At 43.7% G+C, this 16021-nt stretch carries 14 protein-coding genes, 1 tRNA gene, 1 pseudogene and 1 other annotated feature; of the genes and pseudogenes, 11 read left to right on the top strand and 5 right to left on the bottom strand.

Going from position 1 to position 16021, the window contains the following annotated elements:
• Positions 1–30: 30 nt before the first annotated feature.
• Together AEQ18_RS02200 and AEQ18_RS02195 are read left to right on the top strand one after the other, a co-directional pair.
• Complete coding sequence (locus AEQ18_RS02200) at positions 31–666, top strand: YitT family protein (protein ID WP_054114735.1); 636 nt, start codon at positions 31–33, stop codon at positions 664–666.
• A 218-nt stretch (positions 667–884) separates the two neighbouring features.
• Positions 885–2009, top strand: coding sequence for a glycerate kinase family protein (locus AEQ18_RS02195; RefSeq protein ID WP_054114734.1), 1125 nt, complete (start codon positions 885–887; stop codon positions 2007–2009).
• A gap of 70 nt (positions 2010–2079) precedes the next feature.
• On the opposite strand, the gene AEQ18_RS02190 is transcribed toward AEQ18_RS02195, so the two are convergent.
• Entirely contained in the window at positions 2080–2421 is a 342-nt protein-coding gene (locus tag AEQ18_RS02190; protein WP_268760908.1) for a RidA family protein, read from the bottom strand.
• A 213-nt stretch (positions 2422–2634) separates the two neighbouring features.
• Here AEQ18_RS02190 and AEQ18_RS02185 point away from each other — a divergent pair.
• A pseudogene (locus tag AEQ18_RS02185) lies at positions 2635–5203 on the top strand (HAD-IC family P-type ATPase).
• Positions 5204–5236: 33 nt separating this feature from the next.
• On the opposite strand, the gene AEQ18_RS02180 reads toward AEQ18_RS02185, so the two are convergent.
• The 3 genes from AEQ18_RS02180 to AEQ18_RS02170 all read right to left on the bottom strand — a co-directional run bounded on the left by AEQ18_RS02180 (position 5237) and on the right by AEQ18_RS02170 (position 8319).
• Positions 5237–6688 carry a helix-turn-helix domain-containing protein gene (locus AEQ18_RS02180; protein WP_054114732.1) on the bottom strand — a complete coding sequence of 484 codons (1452 nt, stop codon included), beginning with the start codon at positions 6686–6688 and terminating at the stop codon, positions 5237–5239.
• A 759-nt stretch (positions 6689–7447) separates the two neighbouring features.
• Positions 7448–7521 (bottom strand) — tRNA-Arg (locus AEQ18_RS02175).
• Positions 7522–7617: 96 nt separating this feature from the next.
• Positions 7618–8319 carry an O-methyltransferase gene (locus AEQ18_RS02170; RefSeq protein WP_054114731.1) on the bottom strand — a complete coding sequence of 234 codons (702 nt, stop codon included), beginning with the start codon at positions 8317–8319 and terminating at the stop codon, positions 7618–7620.
• A 584-nt stretch (positions 8320–8903) separates the two neighbouring features.
• Here AEQ18_RS02170 and AEQ18_RS02165 point away from each other — a divergent pair.
• Genes AEQ18_RS02165 through leuD form a run of 4 tightly spaced genes read left to right on the top strand, consistent with a single transcriptional unit; the run spans position 8904 to position 13431 of the window.
• A complete protein-coding gene (locus tag AEQ18_RS02165) occupies positions 8904–10421 on the top strand; it encodes a 2-isopropylmalate synthase (protein WP_054114730.1) in 1518 nt (505 codons plus the stop codon).
• Positions 10418–11482: a 3-isopropylmalate dehydrogenase gene (gene leuB, locus AEQ18_RS02160; RefSeq protein WP_054114729.1), complete on the top strand. Its 1065-nt coding sequence runs from the start codon at positions 10418–10420 to the stop codon at positions 11480–11482. Before AEQ18_RS02165 ends, leuB begins: the two co-directional genes overlap by 4 nt.
• The gene (gene leuC, locus AEQ18_RS02155) at positions 11463–12866 is read left to right on the top strand and encodes a 3-isopropylmalate dehydratase large subunit (RefSeq protein WP_054114728.1); all 1404 of its coding nucleotides are present in this window, start codon (positions 11463–11465) and stop codon (positions 12864–12866) included. Before leuB ends, leuC begins: the two co-directional genes overlap by 20 nt.
• Positions 12844–13431 carry a 3-isopropylmalate dehydratase small subunit gene (gene leuD, locus AEQ18_RS02150; RefSeq protein WP_054114727.1) on the top strand — a complete coding sequence of 196 codons (588 nt, stop codon included), beginning with the start codon at positions 12844–12846 and terminating at the stop codon, positions 13429–13431. Before leuC ends, leuD begins: the two co-directional genes overlap by 23 nt.
• On the opposite strand, the gene AEQ18_RS02145 is transcribed toward leuD, so the two are convergent.
• Positions 13391–14071 carry a uracil-DNA glycosylase gene (locus AEQ18_RS02145; RefSeq protein ID WP_054114726.1) on the bottom strand — a complete coding sequence of 227 codons (681 nt, stop codon included), beginning with the start codon at positions 14069–14071 and terminating at the stop codon, positions 13391–13393. The genes leuD and AEQ18_RS02145 overlap by 41 nt on opposite strands.
• A 140-nt stretch (positions 14072–14211) precedes the next feature.
• Positions 14212–14282: a sequence feature (ribosomal protein L21 leader region), on the top strand.
• Between the two features lie 19 nt (positions 14283–14301).
• On the opposite strand from AEQ18_RS02145, the gene rplU reads away from it, so the two are divergent.
• The 4 genes from rplU to AEQ18_RS02125 all read left to right on the top strand — a co-directional run bounded on the left by rplU (position 14302) and on the right by AEQ18_RS02125 (position 15832).
• Positions 14302–14610: a 50S ribosomal protein L21 gene (gene rplU / locus AEQ18_RS02140; RefSeq protein ID WP_054114725.1), complete on the top strand. Its 309-nt coding sequence runs from the start codon at positions 14302–14304 to the stop codon at positions 14608–14610.
• 26 nt (positions 14611–14636) lie between these two features.
• Positions 14637–14981 carry a ribosomal-processing cysteine protease Prp gene (locus AEQ18_RS02135; protein ID WP_054114724.1) on the top strand — a complete coding sequence of 115 codons (345 nt, stop codon included), beginning with the start codon at positions 14637–14639 and terminating at the stop codon, positions 14979–14981.
• 12 nt (positions 14982–14993) lie between these two features.
• On the top strand, positions 14994–15287 hold the full coding sequence (rpmA, locus tag AEQ18_RS02130) for a 50S ribosomal protein L27 (protein ID WP_003126181.1): 294 nt from the start codon (positions 14994–14996) through the stop codon (positions 15285–15287).
• Between the two features lie 95 nt (positions 15288–15382).
• On the top strand, positions 15383–15832 hold the full coding sequence (locus AEQ18_RS02125; protein WP_054114723.1) for a GNAT family N-acetyltransferase: 450 nt from the start codon (positions 15383–15385) through the stop codon (positions 15830–15832).
• The last annotated feature ends 189 nt before the right edge of the window (positions 15833–16021 follow it).

Below are 16021 nucleotides of genomic sequence, written 5' to 3'. Positions count from 1 at the left end.
TTGATCATAGATGAATCGGAGGCGCTCTGGATGAATGCATTACTCAAAAAACAAAGTCTGATCTTATTAGGTGTCTTTTGGATCTGTCTGGCATTGAATTTATTCCTACTACCGCATAGTATCGCATCTGCTGGTGTCGGATCGATTGGCTATTTGATCGAAACGGGCTGGGGCATCAACCGACATCTGGTCGTTTGGTCCATCAATCTCATCATGCTTCTTTTGACTTATTTCTTATTGGCACGTCGCGTCTTTGTCAATACGCTGATTGGCAGTTTGAGTTTCCCAGTGATGCTGGCACTATTGCCTGAATTGATGTTGATTCGCTTTTACGGCGTATCACTGGTCTTGGGCAGTTTCTTTTTTAGCTTAGGTATTTACTCGCTATATCGCATCGGTGCATCAAACGGAGGTGTCACGATTCCGCCATTGTTGTTGGAAAAGTACTATCGCATCCGCAAGTCCACAGGTGTGATGTTGACGAATGCGGTCATCGTATTGTTGAATCTTCTGATATTTTCATGGAAAGAAGCGCTGATTTCCGCCATCTCCATTTACCTGATCGCCTTCTTCATGCGTACGTTGTTGAAGATCGAACAACGACAGCAAAAATCTTTGCCAGCTGCGAGCAAGAGAACCGCAAAAACGACATTGCCTGTGGAATAAGCAGGACAATGCCGTTTTTGCGGTTTTTTACTCTGCGGTCAATTTGATGTTCAATCGGTAGTTCTATAAAGTACCTCCAATACATTTGTTTGATATAATAAAATGGTACCTTGATAGCGGAGGTTATACAATAGATGATTTGTTAACTTTTACGAGTAATAGTCAACTTGTGGTTGTTTTCAGGCTGAAGGATTCAATGGAAAGGAAGAGAATCAAGGATGAAAATAGTGGCAGCAATAGATTCTTTCAAAGGGAGTGCCACATCAGAAGAACTGAATACAGCTGTATTGCAAGGATTTTCTGATGAGGTTGACAAAATTAATCTGCCAATCGCTGATGGCGGAGAGGGCACAATGGCGGCAATTCATGCCAGTTTGGGCGGTGAATACATCGAAGTCACAACGCAAGATCCGTTAGGCAAAGAGATAACCGCTGCTTTTTTACTGACGAAGTTCAATGGAAGAAAAATTGCCGTGATTGAATCAGCAGCAGTGATTGGGATCAATCTTGTGGAACAAACAGATGATACTACATTGAATGCTACTTCATATGGCTTAGGAATCATGGTTCGAGCAGCTTTAAATAGAAATGTACAGCAAATCTATCTGACACTAGGTGGAACAGCTACTTCCGATGGCGGCTTAGGCTTTCTGCAAGCAATCGGTGCAGTGCTTCAACCAAAGCAGCAAGTTGAAGCAAATCCATTGCTTTGGGCGGATACGATCGATTTTACAGGACTTGATGCCAGCCTCTCATCTGTTGACATGATTGGCTTAGCCGATGTGACCAATCCATATTTGGGAGATAATGGATTTGCCAACGTTTTTGGCCCCCAAAAAGGCGCATCAGCCGCAACCATTCAACGATTGAATCAACGAGCAGAAAAGCTGGTTGCACAACTAGATGACAGAAAGAGGCTGAATTTGGCTAAATCTGGTTCAGGCGCAGCTGGAGGATTGGGTGGCGCCATTTTACTTTCTGGAGGTCAACTGCAGTCTGGTTTTCAAACGATTGCTGCGATGATTGGTTTCAAAGACAAAATCGCACAAGCAGACATGGTCATAACTGGTGAAGGGCGTATCGACCAGCAGACAGAGCGAGGGAAGGTGCCCTTTGGCGTGGCCACGACGGCCCATGAGTTGGGTATCCCAGTGATCGTCATATGCGGATCAAGGCAAAGTAACATTGGGGAAATGGATCAACTCGCATTGGCCGTTTTGAGTATTCAGCAAGGACCAATCTCATTGAAAGCTGCAATGGACCATGAGGAAACGTTGAAGAATGCTTATTTGACTGGACGTGGTATTGCCGGTATCCTCGAGGGCATGACTGAAGCCAAATAGATACACAAAAATAGACGACAGCACCTGTTTGTATACGTAAAGCAGGTGCTGTCGTTTTTTTACAATTGTTCTATCGTTTAAATGGCAATTCGGCTTGCGCGTCGATCTCCACTTTAAAAGAAGGATCAATCAACCCAGCGACCACGACTAGACTCATCGCTGGCTTTGTCTCACCTAATATGTCAGTAAATGCTTCTCTTAATCCGCTTAAATCTGCGGCATCAGTGATGAAAACCGTCATTTTTGCAATGGCAGACCAATTGATCTCATATTGCTGCAAGATGATTTGAATTTTGTGCAACACAATTTTCGTTTGGGTATAGATATCGGCAGGTGTTTCAGCTTCTTGTTGTGGTGTTTGCCCCGATATAAATAGTATAGGCCCGTGGGCAATGCGTGTGTCTGAATAGATAGCGATACGAACAGCTCCTTTTTTGTAAAATGAACATGAATTTTCTCAATTGTACTGGATTTTTCAGAATGAGACAAGAAAGAAACTTGCGAGATTTGTGTGATTGCCCATGTCCCATGAATTTCAGTCTTTCATGAAATTATCGCCAATATATTTTTTCATTCCTGTCGTATACTTTTATCAAGTTAGAGCAATCGATAAGGAGGAAACAATATGACGTGGTATAAAAAAACGACTCTTGAAATTATAGAAGCATTGCAAACGAATCAAAATGGGCTAACGCTAGTTGAACGTGATCATCGTTTGGCTGAACAAGGTGAAAATGTCATCAGTGAGAAACAACAATTGCCGAAGTGGCGCAAAATCAGCAAACATTTCACTGACTTACTGATGGTGGTCCTAATGGTAGCAGCAATACTCAAAGCTATTTCAGGCGATTTTGCTGAGAGTGGGATCATTTTTGCCGTCGTGGTCATCAATGGGATCGTCGGGTACTGGCAGGAAAGAAAAGCGGAGGCTTCTCTGAATGGCTTAAAGCAAATGATGGGGAAGGAAACTACGATCTATCTCCATGGCCGCCGCAAAAAAGTCCCCGTTGCTTCTTTGGTAGCAGGTGATCTGGTGGTCTTAGGCCCAGGAGATGTTGTGCCAGCCGATCTACGGTTGATGGCGACCCACGACTTAGTGATCGAGGAGTCGATTTTGACGGGGGAGTCAGAGCCAGTCCAAAAGCAGCACCACATGATCGACGGGGAGACCATCATTGGCGATCAGTACAATATGGCTTTTTCCGGTACCCACGTTGAGAGTGGATCAGCGACAGGTATTGTGGTTGAAACTGGCGATCGCACACAAATTGGTCAAATCAATCAAGCACTTCAATCTGTTGAAAGTCAAGAAACGCCATTAATAAAAAAAATGAAACAATTGAATCATCAGTTATTCCGCTGTATCATCGCTTTGGTGCTCTTCTTGATTTTCTTTACAACGTTCCGCTATGGTTTTGCCTTCAGTGGATTGTTCTCATCGGTGATTGCCTTGATCGTGGCCATGATTCCAGAAGGATTGCCTGCCGTACTCACGATGATTTTGTCGATGGGGGTCAAAGAGATGTCTGAACAACAGGCAATCATCAAATCAATGCCTTCAGTGGAAACGTTAGGGGCGATGACTGTGATTTGTTCGGACAAAACAGGCACCTTGACAAAAAATCAAATGACAGTCGTTGACATTCTCAGTGCTGAGGCAGACAGTCTTGAGCGAATGATCGATATCATGACAAATTGCCAAGACATCAAACAAACACAAACACAAACGGCAAAAGACTTGGTAGGGAATCCGACAGAAAAAGCGCTTTTGCAATATGCAGAATCTTTTGATCGTCCATTACAGCCAACGATCAGCCAACTGCCTTTCAATTCAGCATACAAATATATGGCGACCTTGCATCCGATACAAGATCAGCAGCAAAAAGCGCTGCTCTTTGTCAAAGGTGCGCCTGAAGTCTTACTAGATCAAACCACACTGACGGATCAAGAAAAGCAAAGTTGGCTCGAGCGCGGTACAGCATTAGCCAGCAAAGGCCAACGGCTGATCGGTTTTGCTTACAAAGAAGTTGCGACTGACCATGATTTGACCCATGCCTCTATCAGTGATCTGACTTTTACAGGTATTGCCGGTATCATTGATCCTCCGAAGGAAAGTGCGATCCAAGCAGTCAAGGATTGCTTACAAGCTGGGATCCAAGTCAAGATGATCACTGGTGATCATGCAGATACAGCGCAAGCGATTGGCAAGCAAATCGGATTGAAACACACAGATCAAGTTTTGCAAGGGATCGATATCGATCATATGTCAGAAGCCGCATTGCAAAAAAAGGTCAATCATGTGGATATTTTTGCCCGTACGACACCGGAACATAAACTTAAGATCGTGACTGCTTTACAAAAAAATGGTGAGATCGTCGGCATGACCGGAGATGGTGTCAATGATGCGCCAGCATTGAAAAAAGCCGATATCGGGATCGCAATGGGGATCAAAGGCAGTGAAGTGACAAAACAAGCCGCCGATATGGTCTTGGCAGATGATAATTTCCGAACGATCGCCCATGCAGTCAAAGAAGGACGCAGGATCTATGACAATTTAAAGAAAACGATTCTGTTTTTCTTGCCAACGGCATTTGCACAGGGATTGATCGTGATTATTGCCATGCTGCTCAACCGTCCTTTGCCATTGACATCTGTCCAGATACTTTGGGTCAATATGGTAACGACAATCACGCTTTCTTATGCATTGGGCTTTGAACAAGCAAGTAAAGATGTCATGCATCGTCCGCCCCGCGGGATTGAAGAAGGCATCTTGTCTGCGTATAGTTTTTTCCGGATCGCGTATGTGTCATTACTAATCATGATTCCAGCTTACTGGTTAGCGATCCAATTTGACGGGGCAGTCTTACAACAAAGTATTTTGCTGCAAAACATTGTGATTGCACAGGCCGTGTATTTGATCAATTGCCGTGAATTGTTGGCGCCGGCACTTAATCGCGGCATGCTGAAAAATCGCGCACTGCTCCTGTCATTTGCAGCACTGATCGTCTTGCAGGTCATCGCACTTGCGACGCCTTTTGGGCAGCAAATATTAGGTGTGCAACAACTGAGCTTGTGGGCAGCATGTCACGATCTTTGCGAACGGCTTGCTCTTGTTCACGGTAGTTGAGGGGGAGAAATGGCTGTCTGCCAAATATCAAAGGCGGCAAAAACCCGCTCCTGCCAACCTAAGTTGATCTAAAGAGCGGGATCAGTGATTATTTAATTGCTCAACGATAATTCAAGTAGTAGCTTTGAATGAGTTCAGTCACTTGACTGAGCTCATTTTTGGTGGGCACCATTGAAAGATAGTAAATAGGACAATCCGCTGCTTCAATAGGAAAATTAGATAAAATAAAGTCTGCATCCACTGAAGATGTGGCATCCAGCTGACCAGGTTCAACCGTTTCTAATGCTATGCGACGACCGAGAAAATCTTTTAATTCATGTAAAAGGTAGACTTTCCATGCTGGTTCTCCTTGAAAAACAAATAGACCTTTCGCAATGATTGGATCAGCCTGTAAGCGGGCTTGCTGAATCAACAAACGAATCGTCAGTGCGATGGATTGCTGTAAATTCGCTGTTTTCGTAAAGTGTGTATCAATGAAGCTTTGGATCAATGTGTCGATGGCAGCCAGTTGCGGATAATTAAAATCGCGAATATCCTGATATTCTAGTTGAAATTTGACCGATAGTTTGCCCGATTCTTGCACTTTGATCAACAATAACGTCAGATTATCAACCAATCTTGTCTGCTGGATCAATGCGAGTTGCAAAGCATCATCGATCGAATCAACAAAATCTTTTGCTTGCGCATAGATCGGTGTGTAGGACAAAAGCGCTTCTTGGATCAGTGGTGACCAAAGATTGTTATAGTTCCAGCTTTCCAAAAAGCAATAAAAACTGAAAAAATGTTCACTCGTTTCAAGATAGACACCTTCTTTCTCATATAAAGAGAGCAAAGGCTGTTGGAACAGTCCAAAAAAACGATCGGATGTATCAAAAGGAAAGTCATCAATGCGGCAACTTGCTTTGATCCGAATCGTGTTGATAAAAAACCAACAGGTACCAAAGACTTGTTCCACATCAATCTCAATCGCTTGTTTGCCTAACACGGCCAAAAAATCGTAATAATGGCTTTCATGAATCGTATATTCAGAAAAGAAATAATTGTTATGGGTATAAGGCAGCAGCAGCCGGTGATAGAAAAGCCGCAAATTGATTTCGCTGCCGTCAACATAGATTTTGCTAGCAGTCACGCGAATCCGTATGGAGAAATCGACTAAGGTTTGATTGATTTTCAACGTATGACGTCGTAATGTTTCGAGAGAAATGCCATTTTCTTGGGTAAAGGCTTGTGTGCCAATTTCTTTTGCGAACAATAGCGCTTTAAGTAAAGAAATCCCAATCGATTGAGGAAAGAAAATTTCCCATAGCTGACTGACCGGTAATGAATCGGTGGCTTGCAGGGACAGTCCATTGTTGTCGGCAGCCAATGACCAATTGTCAGGCAACTGCTGACGAATGGAAATGATGTCAGAAAAAATCGTACGTTCCGTTGTATGAAGCAGGGCAGCCAATTCTTTGGCAGTGATTTGCTGGTAATTTGCCAATGTCTCTAAAAGCAAAATTTGACGCAACAAATCTTTTTCGGTAATGCATTTTTTCATCATCTCATCCATGATGCTCTTCCTCTCTCTAGTACAAGTCCTTGCGTGTTCGCTGATATCTTAACCTGATTTTAGCCGAAAAGAACGATGAATGCTATTTCTATGGCAATAAATTTGAACATTTTTTTCATTTATTTGGATCTGAGCTAGGAAAATGCAGGATGAATCGATGAAGAACACAAAAAAATCCAACGGTGAAGGTTGAATTTGGCGATTAGGTGATACGTCCATTTTTGTTCATGTCCATAGGTGATTTTTCATGCTGGTAGGCGTGCTTTTGGTAACGGTTAATGTCAGTTGCTTGCAATATCTAGAATGATATCATACCATAAATTAAGCAGCTTTCAGCTGCAAAGAAGGCGCGCTATCAGGAGAGTTATTGGGGAAGTCTTTACGTGCATCCTGATAGCGCCCCTCTTTTTTATTTTAGCATTATTCTTATATAATATATATTGTAATATAGAAGAAATGTCTATTAAGTTTTATGTGAATTTGCATATATAATGCGTATGAGTGAAACAGATTACTGATTTTTTGATAAAAAAACAAAAAATAAGGCGTTCAAAAATCGGCTTTATAATTTATGGGACTTATGCAATTAATAATTGACAACTTATAGTTGCGAATCTTTCATACCGTGCCTTACAGCAAGTCTAACAAGTGGATAGAATGTGACGAAAAGAATGCCTTGTTTTGTATCCAAAATGCAAACAAAAACCGCTAGAAATCAATATTCCTAGCGGTTTGCATATGGTTTGTAAATTAAAATAACGTCACAGGAGGGATTCGAACCCCCGACCGTCCGCTTAGAAGGCGGATGCTCTATCCGGCTGAGCTACTATGACAATTCAGCAACAAATAACATTATAGAAAAAGGGCGAGGCAATGTCAAATGCTTTTCGCCCTTTTTTCTGATTTTCTCCAAAAAAGCTTGTTTTCGTCTATTTGGTTTCTTCGATATCTGTTAAATCGACCACTTCAGATTCTTTGGTGATCAAAATGACACCATCGCCTAAAGGAACTAAAGTCGAAGTTAATTGCGGATGGGTCATCACGGTATCTAAAAACAGATTTAATTTGCGATGAATCGCCCGCTGGCCGCGAGGGATCTCTTCGATTGGTTGTAGGATCGTTCCTGCTTGAAAGATATCATCCACCATCAAGACGCCACCTTTGCGCAAGAGGCGCAAACAGGCCGGAAGAAATTCAATATACTTTGATTTTGCACTGTCCATAAAGATAAAATCATAGGGACCGCTCAAAGAAGGCAAGATATCTGCAGCTTGACCTTCCAATAAGGTGATCTGTGCCTCGTTGTCTAATCGTGCATAGGTTTCTTTGGCCTTGCGGATCATCACATCAAAACGATCGATCGTTGTGACATGGCTGTTTTCGACGATGTTGGCCATTAAACTGGAAGAAAAACCAATGGCGGTACCGATTTCTAATATTTCTTTTGGCTGGAGTTGACCCAAAAGAAATTGCATAAAGACCACGGTTTCGTGGGGGATGATCGGCACTTCTTTTTCATGGGCATCTTGTTCTATTTTTCCCAGTTCCCCGGGTAATTGTTTTTGGTTGTTACGCATGTATTCCACTAGTTCGGGTTTGACTACTGGACGATGCATCATTTCATTACGCATCTTCATCCTCCTCAAATATTGCTGCTCTTCATTATACGAAGAACCAACAGGAAGTTCAATCTTTTCTCACGTTTCGCAAGGGTAAAAAAAATACCAGTCATTCGACTGGCAGGATAAAGGGGTGAAAAATATTTTTGGGATACATATATCATAACTGATGATTGTTTAAATTCGGTTAAGATAGTGTGAAGATATCAACAGTAAATACTAAATTTTTCCGCAGTTGATGCTTAGAAATCAAAAAGGGCCCAAATATGTGTCGCATGATCTCTTTTAATCATAATATTCAGAAAATTCGGTAAAAAGACTTGACAGTTTGATGGAAGCTTGGTATGGTCATTACAAGAAAAACGGACAGGTGACGGTTATGATCAAACAGACGAAAAACGCAGCAGCATTTTTATTATTATTATCGTAAGGACTCATTCATTTTGCCAACCATTCTCAGGCATTATTTGAAGAGTCCTATTCGCATTGCATGAAGGTCAGCCCTTTATGGAGTGCTTTTTTTATACCTTTTTCGCCCACAGATCACCAACCGTTTCCCATGTTCAGTCTAAGAATTGTGAAGGAGGAGAAGTTTTATGAGAAAGATTCAATTTTTTGATACATCATTGAGGGATGGCGAACAAACGCCTGGCGTCAATTTTAATACGAAAGAAAAGGTGCAACTGGCATTACAATTGGAAAAATGGGGCATTGATGTGATTGAAGCAGGATTTCCTATCGCCTCTGACGGTGATTTTGAAGCAGTCGAAGCGATCGCCAAAGCTGTCACGAAGATGACAGTTGCTGGGTTGGCACGTTGTCAAAAGAAGGATATCGACCGTGCGTATGAAGCCTTGCAACATGCTGTTGATCCTCAGATCCATGTATTTTTGGCCACTAGTGCGGTGCACCGTGAATTTAAATTGCATATGACCAAAGAAGAAGTCATTGCATCGATCAAAGAACATGTGAGCTATGCACGCGCGCGTTTTGCTAAAGTTCAATTTTCTCCTGAAGATGCGACTAGAACGGATAAGGACTTCTTATTGGCAGCTGTACAAACAGCAATCGATGCGGGGGCAACGATCATCAATGTGCCAGATACAGTTGGGTATAGCAATCCGACAGAATATGGCGAGATTTTTGCTTATCTGATCAACAATATCAGCAGTGACGAGAAAATCACTTTTTCCTCTCATTGTCACGACGATCTGGGCATGGCGACGGCCAATGCATTGGCGGCAATTGAAAATGGTGCTGACAGGGTTGAAGGAACAATCAATGGGATCGGCGAACGTGCTGGAAATACAGCACTAGAAGAAGTTGCATTGGCATTGCATATTCGCAATGACTTCTATCACTGCCAGAGCAACATCAAATTGGCAGAAACGAAACGTACCAGCGACTTGATCGCGCGTTTGTCCGGTATTGCTGTACCGAAAAATAAAGCCATCGTTGGGGGCAACGCCTATGCCCATGAGTCGGGGATCCATCAAGATGGTGTCCTCAAGAATCCAGAAACGTATGAAATCATCACACCGCAATTGGTTGGCGTCAAGACCAATTCATTGCCATTGGGTAAATTGTCGGGTCGCCATGCGTTCATCGATAAAATGACGCATCTGGGCTATCAATTTGAGCAAAAGGAAAGTGATGCATTGTTCAAACGGTTCAAAGAATTGGCGGATAAGAAAAAGCAAGTCACTGAACAAGATTTGATTGCCCTTGTTGCTGACCAAGGTCGGGGGGCTAATGGATACGAATTGGACGCTGTTCAATTGCAATATGTGTCCAACGGCCATCAAGGTGCCGTGGTTTCCATCAAAAAAGAGGAAGAAACCTATGTTGCTTCAGCCATCGGCTCCGGGAGCATTCAGGCGATCTATAACTCCATCGATCAAATTTTTGCACAGCGGCCAACGTTGTTGAATTATGAAATTACGGCGCTGACAAGTGGTGAAGATGCCCAAGCAGAAGTCCATGTCTTGATCGAAGATGATGAGAGCCACGAGAAAATCAGCGGGATCGGATTGGATTTTGATGTGCTGCAAGCTTCGGCAAAGGCATATGTGCAAGCCAGTGCTTCGCTGAAGAACCGAGGTGTTCTGGTGTGAAAAAGATCGTTGTTTTAGCAGGAGATGGTATTGGCCCTGAGATCATGGACAGTGCATTGCGCGTCTTGAACGCAGCGGCCGGTACGGACGGAGCCGCATTTTCATTCGATCCTCAGCCTTTTGGCGGCGCAGCATTGGCGATAGGCGATACACCACTGCCAGCGAAGACCCTGCAAGCATGTCAGGAAGCCGATGCGATCTTGCTAGGCGCAATTGGCGATCCCCGTTGGGAGAAAGCAGCCTATACGCCTGAACAAGGCCTGTTGGCCCTAAGGAAAGCATTAGGATTGTATGCCAATATTCGCCCCATCAAAGTCGTGGATGCTGTGCTGCACTTGTCACCGATCAAAGAATCAATCGTCAAAGGTACGGACTTTGTGATCGTGCGGGAATTGACCAGTGGCATTTACTTCGGTGAAAAAGCCGAAGAAGAAGATATTGCCTATGATATCAACCGCTATGCACGGGTTGAGATTGAGCGGATCATCCGTCAAGCGTTTACGATTGCCCAATCACGTCAGAAAAAGGTGCTCTCCGTCGATAAAGCCAATGTATTGGCCACTAGCCGGCTGTGGCGACGGATTGCTGAGGAAGTCGCCAAGGAATTTCCAGATTGTCAGCTCACACATCAATATGTCGACTCAGCAGCGATGAAGATCATGCAACAACCAACTGCCTTTGATGTGATCGTGACGGAGAATCTGTTTGGTGATATTTTGAGTGATGAGGCTTCGGTTTTACCCGGATCGTTAGGTGTCTTACCAAGTGCGAGTCATGGCGTTACTGGGGTTTCTTTGTATGAACCGATTCATGGATCGGCACCGGATATTGCAGGGAAAAATATAGCCAACCCCGTTTCGATGATTTTATCGGTCGTTATGATGTTGCGAGAATCTTTTCAGATGGAGGCGTTGGCCGCAACAATCGAAACTGCTTGTTTTGCTACGATGAATGCAGGCATTTTGACACAAGATTTGGGCGGCGATGCAACGACGGATCGTTTTACTGCAGCGGTGATCGCGCGGCTAGGAGGAAAGCAAGATGGGAAAAACGCTATTTGATAAATTGTGGGAACGCCATGTCGTGACTGGTGAAGAAGGTGAAGCGCAACTGCTTTATATTGATTTGCACATGATCCATGAAGTGACATCGCCGCAAGCATTCGAAGGATTGCGGGAAGCTGATCGTCCGCTGCGTTGTCCTGAGAAAACCTTTGCCACGATGGATCATAATGTGCCGACACAAGATATTTTTACGATTTCGGATCTGGTGGCCAAAAAACAAATGGATACCTTGCGTAGAAATTGCCGCGACTTTGATGTACAACTTTGTGACAATGGCTCTGCAAGTCAAGGGATCGTGCATATGGTTGGGCCAGAGGTTGGTTTGACCCAACCCGGTAAAACCATCGTTTGCGGTGATTCTCATACTGCCACTCATGGCGCGTTTGGTGCAATTGCTTTTGGGATCGGGACGAGTGAAGTCGAGCATGTATTTGCGACGCAAACTTTGTGGCAAATGAAGCCCAAAAGAATGGGCGTCCAGATCACGGGTGCGCTGCAACCGGGGGTGTACGCCAAAGATATTATTTTGGCATTGATTGCTGCTTATGGGACGGATTTTGGTGTAGGGTATGCGGTGGAGTATTTTGGGGACACAGTTCGGTCGCTAACGATGGAAGAGCGGATGACGATTTGCAATATGTCAATCGAAGGTGGCGCCAAAATGGGGTTGATCGCACCGGATGACACGACTTTTGCCTATGTGAAAGGGCGGACGTATGCTCCTGACGACTTTGATGCGGCAGTGGCAGATTGGCGTTCGCTTTATACCGATGAAGATGCCACCTACGATGCTTTGCTTACGTTGGATGCGTCACAATTGGCGCCTTATGTGACGTGGGGCACCAACCCTGAGATGGGGGTGCCTGTCACAGGTGTTTTTCCGGAGATACAAGACCACAACGATCAACAAGCCTATGATTACATGGCACTGCAGCCTGGACAACATCCTTCTGAGATTCCAATTGAATACATTTTTATCGGTTCATGTACCAATGGCCGTTTATCTGATTTGCAAGAAGCTGCTTCGATCTTAAAAGGACATCGGATCAAAGAAGGCGTGACAGGTATCGTCGTACCAGGTTCCCGTCCGGTGAGGAAAGCCGCTGAAGCCATTGGATTGGATCAAGTATTTATAGAAGCGGGGTTCGAATGGCGTGAACCTGGTTGTTCTATGTGTTTAGGTATGAATCCAGATAAAGTACCTGAAGGCGTTCATTGTGCATCGACCTCGAATCGTAATTTTGTTGGGCGGCAAGGGAAGAATGCGCGGACGCATTTGTGCAGTCCGGCCATGGCTGCTGCTGCAGCTATCCATGGGCACTTTATCGATGTGAGAGAAATCGTAGGGAGGCGGGAAGATGAAGGCTTTTACGCAATTTAAAGGTACCACGATGCCTTTGATGAATGACAATATTGATACTGATCAAATTTTGCCGAAGAATTATCTCAAACGAGTGGAAAAGACTGGTTTTGGCGAGTTTTTATTTGATGATTGGCGATACTTAGCGAAGCGGAAGCCCAATCCGGACTTTGTGCTCAATTTTCCCGAATATCAAACAGCCTCGATTTTGATCGCTGGTGATAACTTCGGTTCGGGTTCTTCTAGAGAGCACGCGGCATGGGCACTATTGGATTATGGGTTTAGTGTTGTCATTGCTGGCAGCTTTGGCGATATTTTCTATATGAATGCCACCAAAAATGGGCTTTTGCCAATCGTTCTACCATTGGCAGTGAGAGAACAGCTGGCAGCTTTGCCCCCAACGACTGCTATTTCTGTGGATCTGCCATTACAACAGGTGACCATCGAGGAGAACGTGTATCCCTTTGAGATCGATGCTTCATGGAAACATAAACTAGTCAATGGCCTGGATGAGATTGGCATAACATTGCAAGAAGCGGACAAGATCACTGCTTACGAGCAGACGATCCCGGCTTATCGTGCGTAGTGGAAGGCATCAAAAACTTTTTAAGCCCACGCCAGTCTTTTTCAATTGTTTCGGCAAGAGTACGATTGTAGAAAATGGCTGCCGGGTGATACATAGGTACGATCTGATAGGGTTTATTTGTCCAATGATAACCAGACCCTTCGCTATCGCTTTGTTGGATCGGTGATTGGATCAATTGGCCATGATAGTTTTTGATGACGATTTGATTGCCTAATAGGCGTTGCAGACCGATGTTGCCGACAGTAACAATGATCGGTGGATCAATTTGTTCAATCTCATAATCCAAAAGCGGCGCATGGAGCATGACTTCTTTTTTTGTCGGCGTGCGGTTGGGATGTACGATCTCATGGGCACCTGTTCGTTTGTTGATCCGTTCTTTTGTATGATAAGGTCGGCTGCGCACGGCACTGGTGATATAGACGTCTTCTCTGGTCAACCCGGCTAATGCTAGCGATTTGATCAACTCTTTTCCAGCTTGGCCGCTGAAAGGGATGAAGTTTTCGACTTCGGTTCGCCCTGGCGCTTCACCCACGATCATGATCTGAGGATCAAGGGGGCCTTGGCCAGGCACAAAACCTTCCAGAGGAAAGGCTTTAGATGATTCTTGGATCGGATAGGCCAATTCTTTTGGGTAGTTCATAGGCTGTCTCGACTTCCTTTCTTATAGAAGAAATCTTTTAATCATTCAAGTCATGAAAGAAAAGATTCTGTATTTTTTATTTTTCTGCATTGACAATGCCACGGTATTTTGATAAAGTTAGACTGTTGTAATTGTGGACTCCACAGCTACAACCGCACAGAACAAGTATTAAGTACGAAAGTCACTTGGGATGGCGAGTCTAAGTATATCATAAGGAGGTGCTGTAGAGCATGTACGCAATTATCAAAACTGGTGGGAAACAAGTGAAAGTTGAAGTGGGTCAAGCAATCTACGTTGAAAAATTAGACGTTGAAGCTGGACAAAAAATTACTTTTGACGAAGTCATCTTAGTAGGTGGCGAATCAACAAAAGTAGGTGCCCCAATCGTTGCTGGTGCAACTGTTGAAGGTACTGTTGAAAAACACGGCAAACAAAAGAAAGTCGTGACTTTCAAATACAAACCTAAAAAACATTCACACCGTAAACAAGGTCACCGTCAACCATACACAAAAGTTGTTATTGACGCGATCAACGCTTAATTCTGACGAAAAGCAGGGTAACGAATATGATCAAAGGGACATTCAAACGCAATGACTCTGGTCGGATTGTTTCTTTTGAACTTGCTGGACATGCCCAAGCAGGAGAATACGGCAAAGACATCGTCTGTGCTGCAGCCTCGGCATTGGCAATCAGTGCAGTAAATGGGATCGACGCTTTAGCAGGCATTGCGCCTAAAGTTGAAGCGGATAATGAACAGGGTGGTTATCTTTTGGTAACATTACCGGCTCGTTTGACCCAAGAGCAGTCGAATATCTCACAAATTCTTTTGGAGAATTTGCTGATCGGCTTGCAATCAGTTCAAGAAGAGTACAACGATTATATCCAAATCAAAACTACTAAAGAAAAATAGGAGGTGCATCTCATGTTGATGAAAATGAATTTGCAATTCTTCGCTCACAAAAAAGGTGGGGGTTCTACGTCTAACGGACGTGACTCTCAATCAAAACGTTTAGGTGCGAAACGTGCTGACGGTCAAACTGTTTCAGGCGGATCTATCCTTTATCGCCAACGCGGTACGAAAATTTACCCAGGTGTAAATGTCGGTATCGGTGGAGATGATACTTTGTTTGCTAAAGTTGACGGCGTTGTTCGTTTCGAACGTAAAGGCCGCGACAAAAAACAAGTTTCAGTTTACCCAGTAGCGCAAGAAGCTTAATAATCAGAACGCCCGGATACTTTCATGTAACCGGGCGTTTTTTTAAAAGTAAAACAATGAAAGCGCTGTAAAACAGCGCGTTAAGGAGAAAGTAGATGATCCAGTTAAAAGAAATCGATCAGTCGAATTATAAAACCTGTATTGCATTGAAAACAGCAAAGGAACAAGAGGATTTTGTTTCGCCAAACTGGTATTCGCTGTTGGAATCTGTATTTGAGGCGCAAAGGCAAGCGTTTGGTCTATACAATGAAGACGAAATGGTGGGTTTTGTGTTGTTTAGTTATTATGCTGCCGATGAAGATTATCCGAAAGATTCTTGGTGGATCGAAAGGTTTATGATTGGTCAAACGTATCAAAACCAAGGTTTTGGCACCCAAGGGTTAACTGCCTCGATCAAGTGGTTCCTTGACCAAGTGCAAGCCAAAGAACTGCGTATTTCTTCAGTTCCAGGTAATATCATTGCAGAACAACTGTATGAGAAACATGGTTTTGTCAAAACTGGAGAACAGGTAAGTGGCGAAACTGTTCTTCTACGCAAATTTTAATGTTGCCAAGCATTCGCGTTTATTTATCATCGCGAATGTTTTTTTATTCACAATGTAAAAATTGAATTTAACAGAACCTTTACACGTTGCTAACCTAAAATGCAAATTGCTCTGATAGGATTTTCAGTGAGGGCGAATGGGAAATCAGGTCGTTTGATTCTGTTTGATTGAGAAAGACTACACGAGTTA

The sequence above is a fragment of the Enterococcus sp. RIT-PI-f genome, assembly GCF_001297065.1.
Lineage (GTDB): Bacteria > Bacillota > Bacilli > Lactobacillales > Enterococcaceae > Enterococcus_D.
Note: the sequence above shows the minus strand (reverse complement) of the source record. Positions and strands in the feature narration are given on the sequence as shown.

Coding starts and splice junctions, on each gene's coding strand:
- AEQ18_RS02200 (WP_054114735.1), top strand. CDS start 31: ATGAATGCATTACTCAAAAAACAAAGTCTGATCTTATTAGGTGTCTTT.
- AEQ18_RS02195 (WP_054114734.1), top strand. CDS start 885: ATGAAAATAGTGGCAGCAATAGATTCTTTCAAAGGGAGTGCCACATCA.
- AEQ18_RS02180 (WP_054114732.1), bottom strand. CDS start 6,688: ATGGATGAGATGATGAAAAAATGCATTACCGAAAAAGATTTGTTGCGT.
- AEQ18_RS02170 (WP_054114731.1), bottom strand. CDS start 8,319: ATGCGTAATGAAATGATGCATCGTCCAGTAGTCAAACCCGAACTAGTG.
- AEQ18_RS02165 (WP_054114730.1), top strand. CDS start 8,904: ATGAGAAAGATTCAATTTTTTGATACATCATTGAGGGATGGCGAACAA.
- leuC (WP_054114728.1), top strand. CDS start 11,463: ATGGGAAAAACGCTATTTGATAAATTGTGGGAACGCCATGTCGTGACT.
- leuD (WP_054114727.1), top strand. CDS start 12,844: ATGAAGGCTTTTACGCAATTTAAAGGTACCACGATGCCTTTGATGAAT.
- AEQ18_RS02145 (WP_054114726.1), bottom strand. CDS start 14,071: ATGAACTACCCAAAAGAATTGGCCTATCCGATCCAAGAATCATCTAAA.
- rplU (WP_054114725.1), top strand. CDS start 14,302: ATGTACGCAATTATCAAAACTGGTGGGAAACAAGTGAAAGTTGAAGTG.
- AEQ18_RS02135 (WP_054114724.1), top strand. CDS start 14,637: ATGATCAAAGGGACATTCAAACGCAATGACTCTGGTCGGATTGTTTCT.
- rpmA (WP_003126181.1), top strand. CDS start 14,994: ATGTTGATGAAAATGAATTTGCAATTCTTCGCTCACAAAAAAGGTGGG.
- AEQ18_RS02125 (WP_054114723.1), top strand. CDS start 15,383: ATGATCCAGTTAAAAGAAATCGATCAGTCGAATTATAAAACCTGTATT.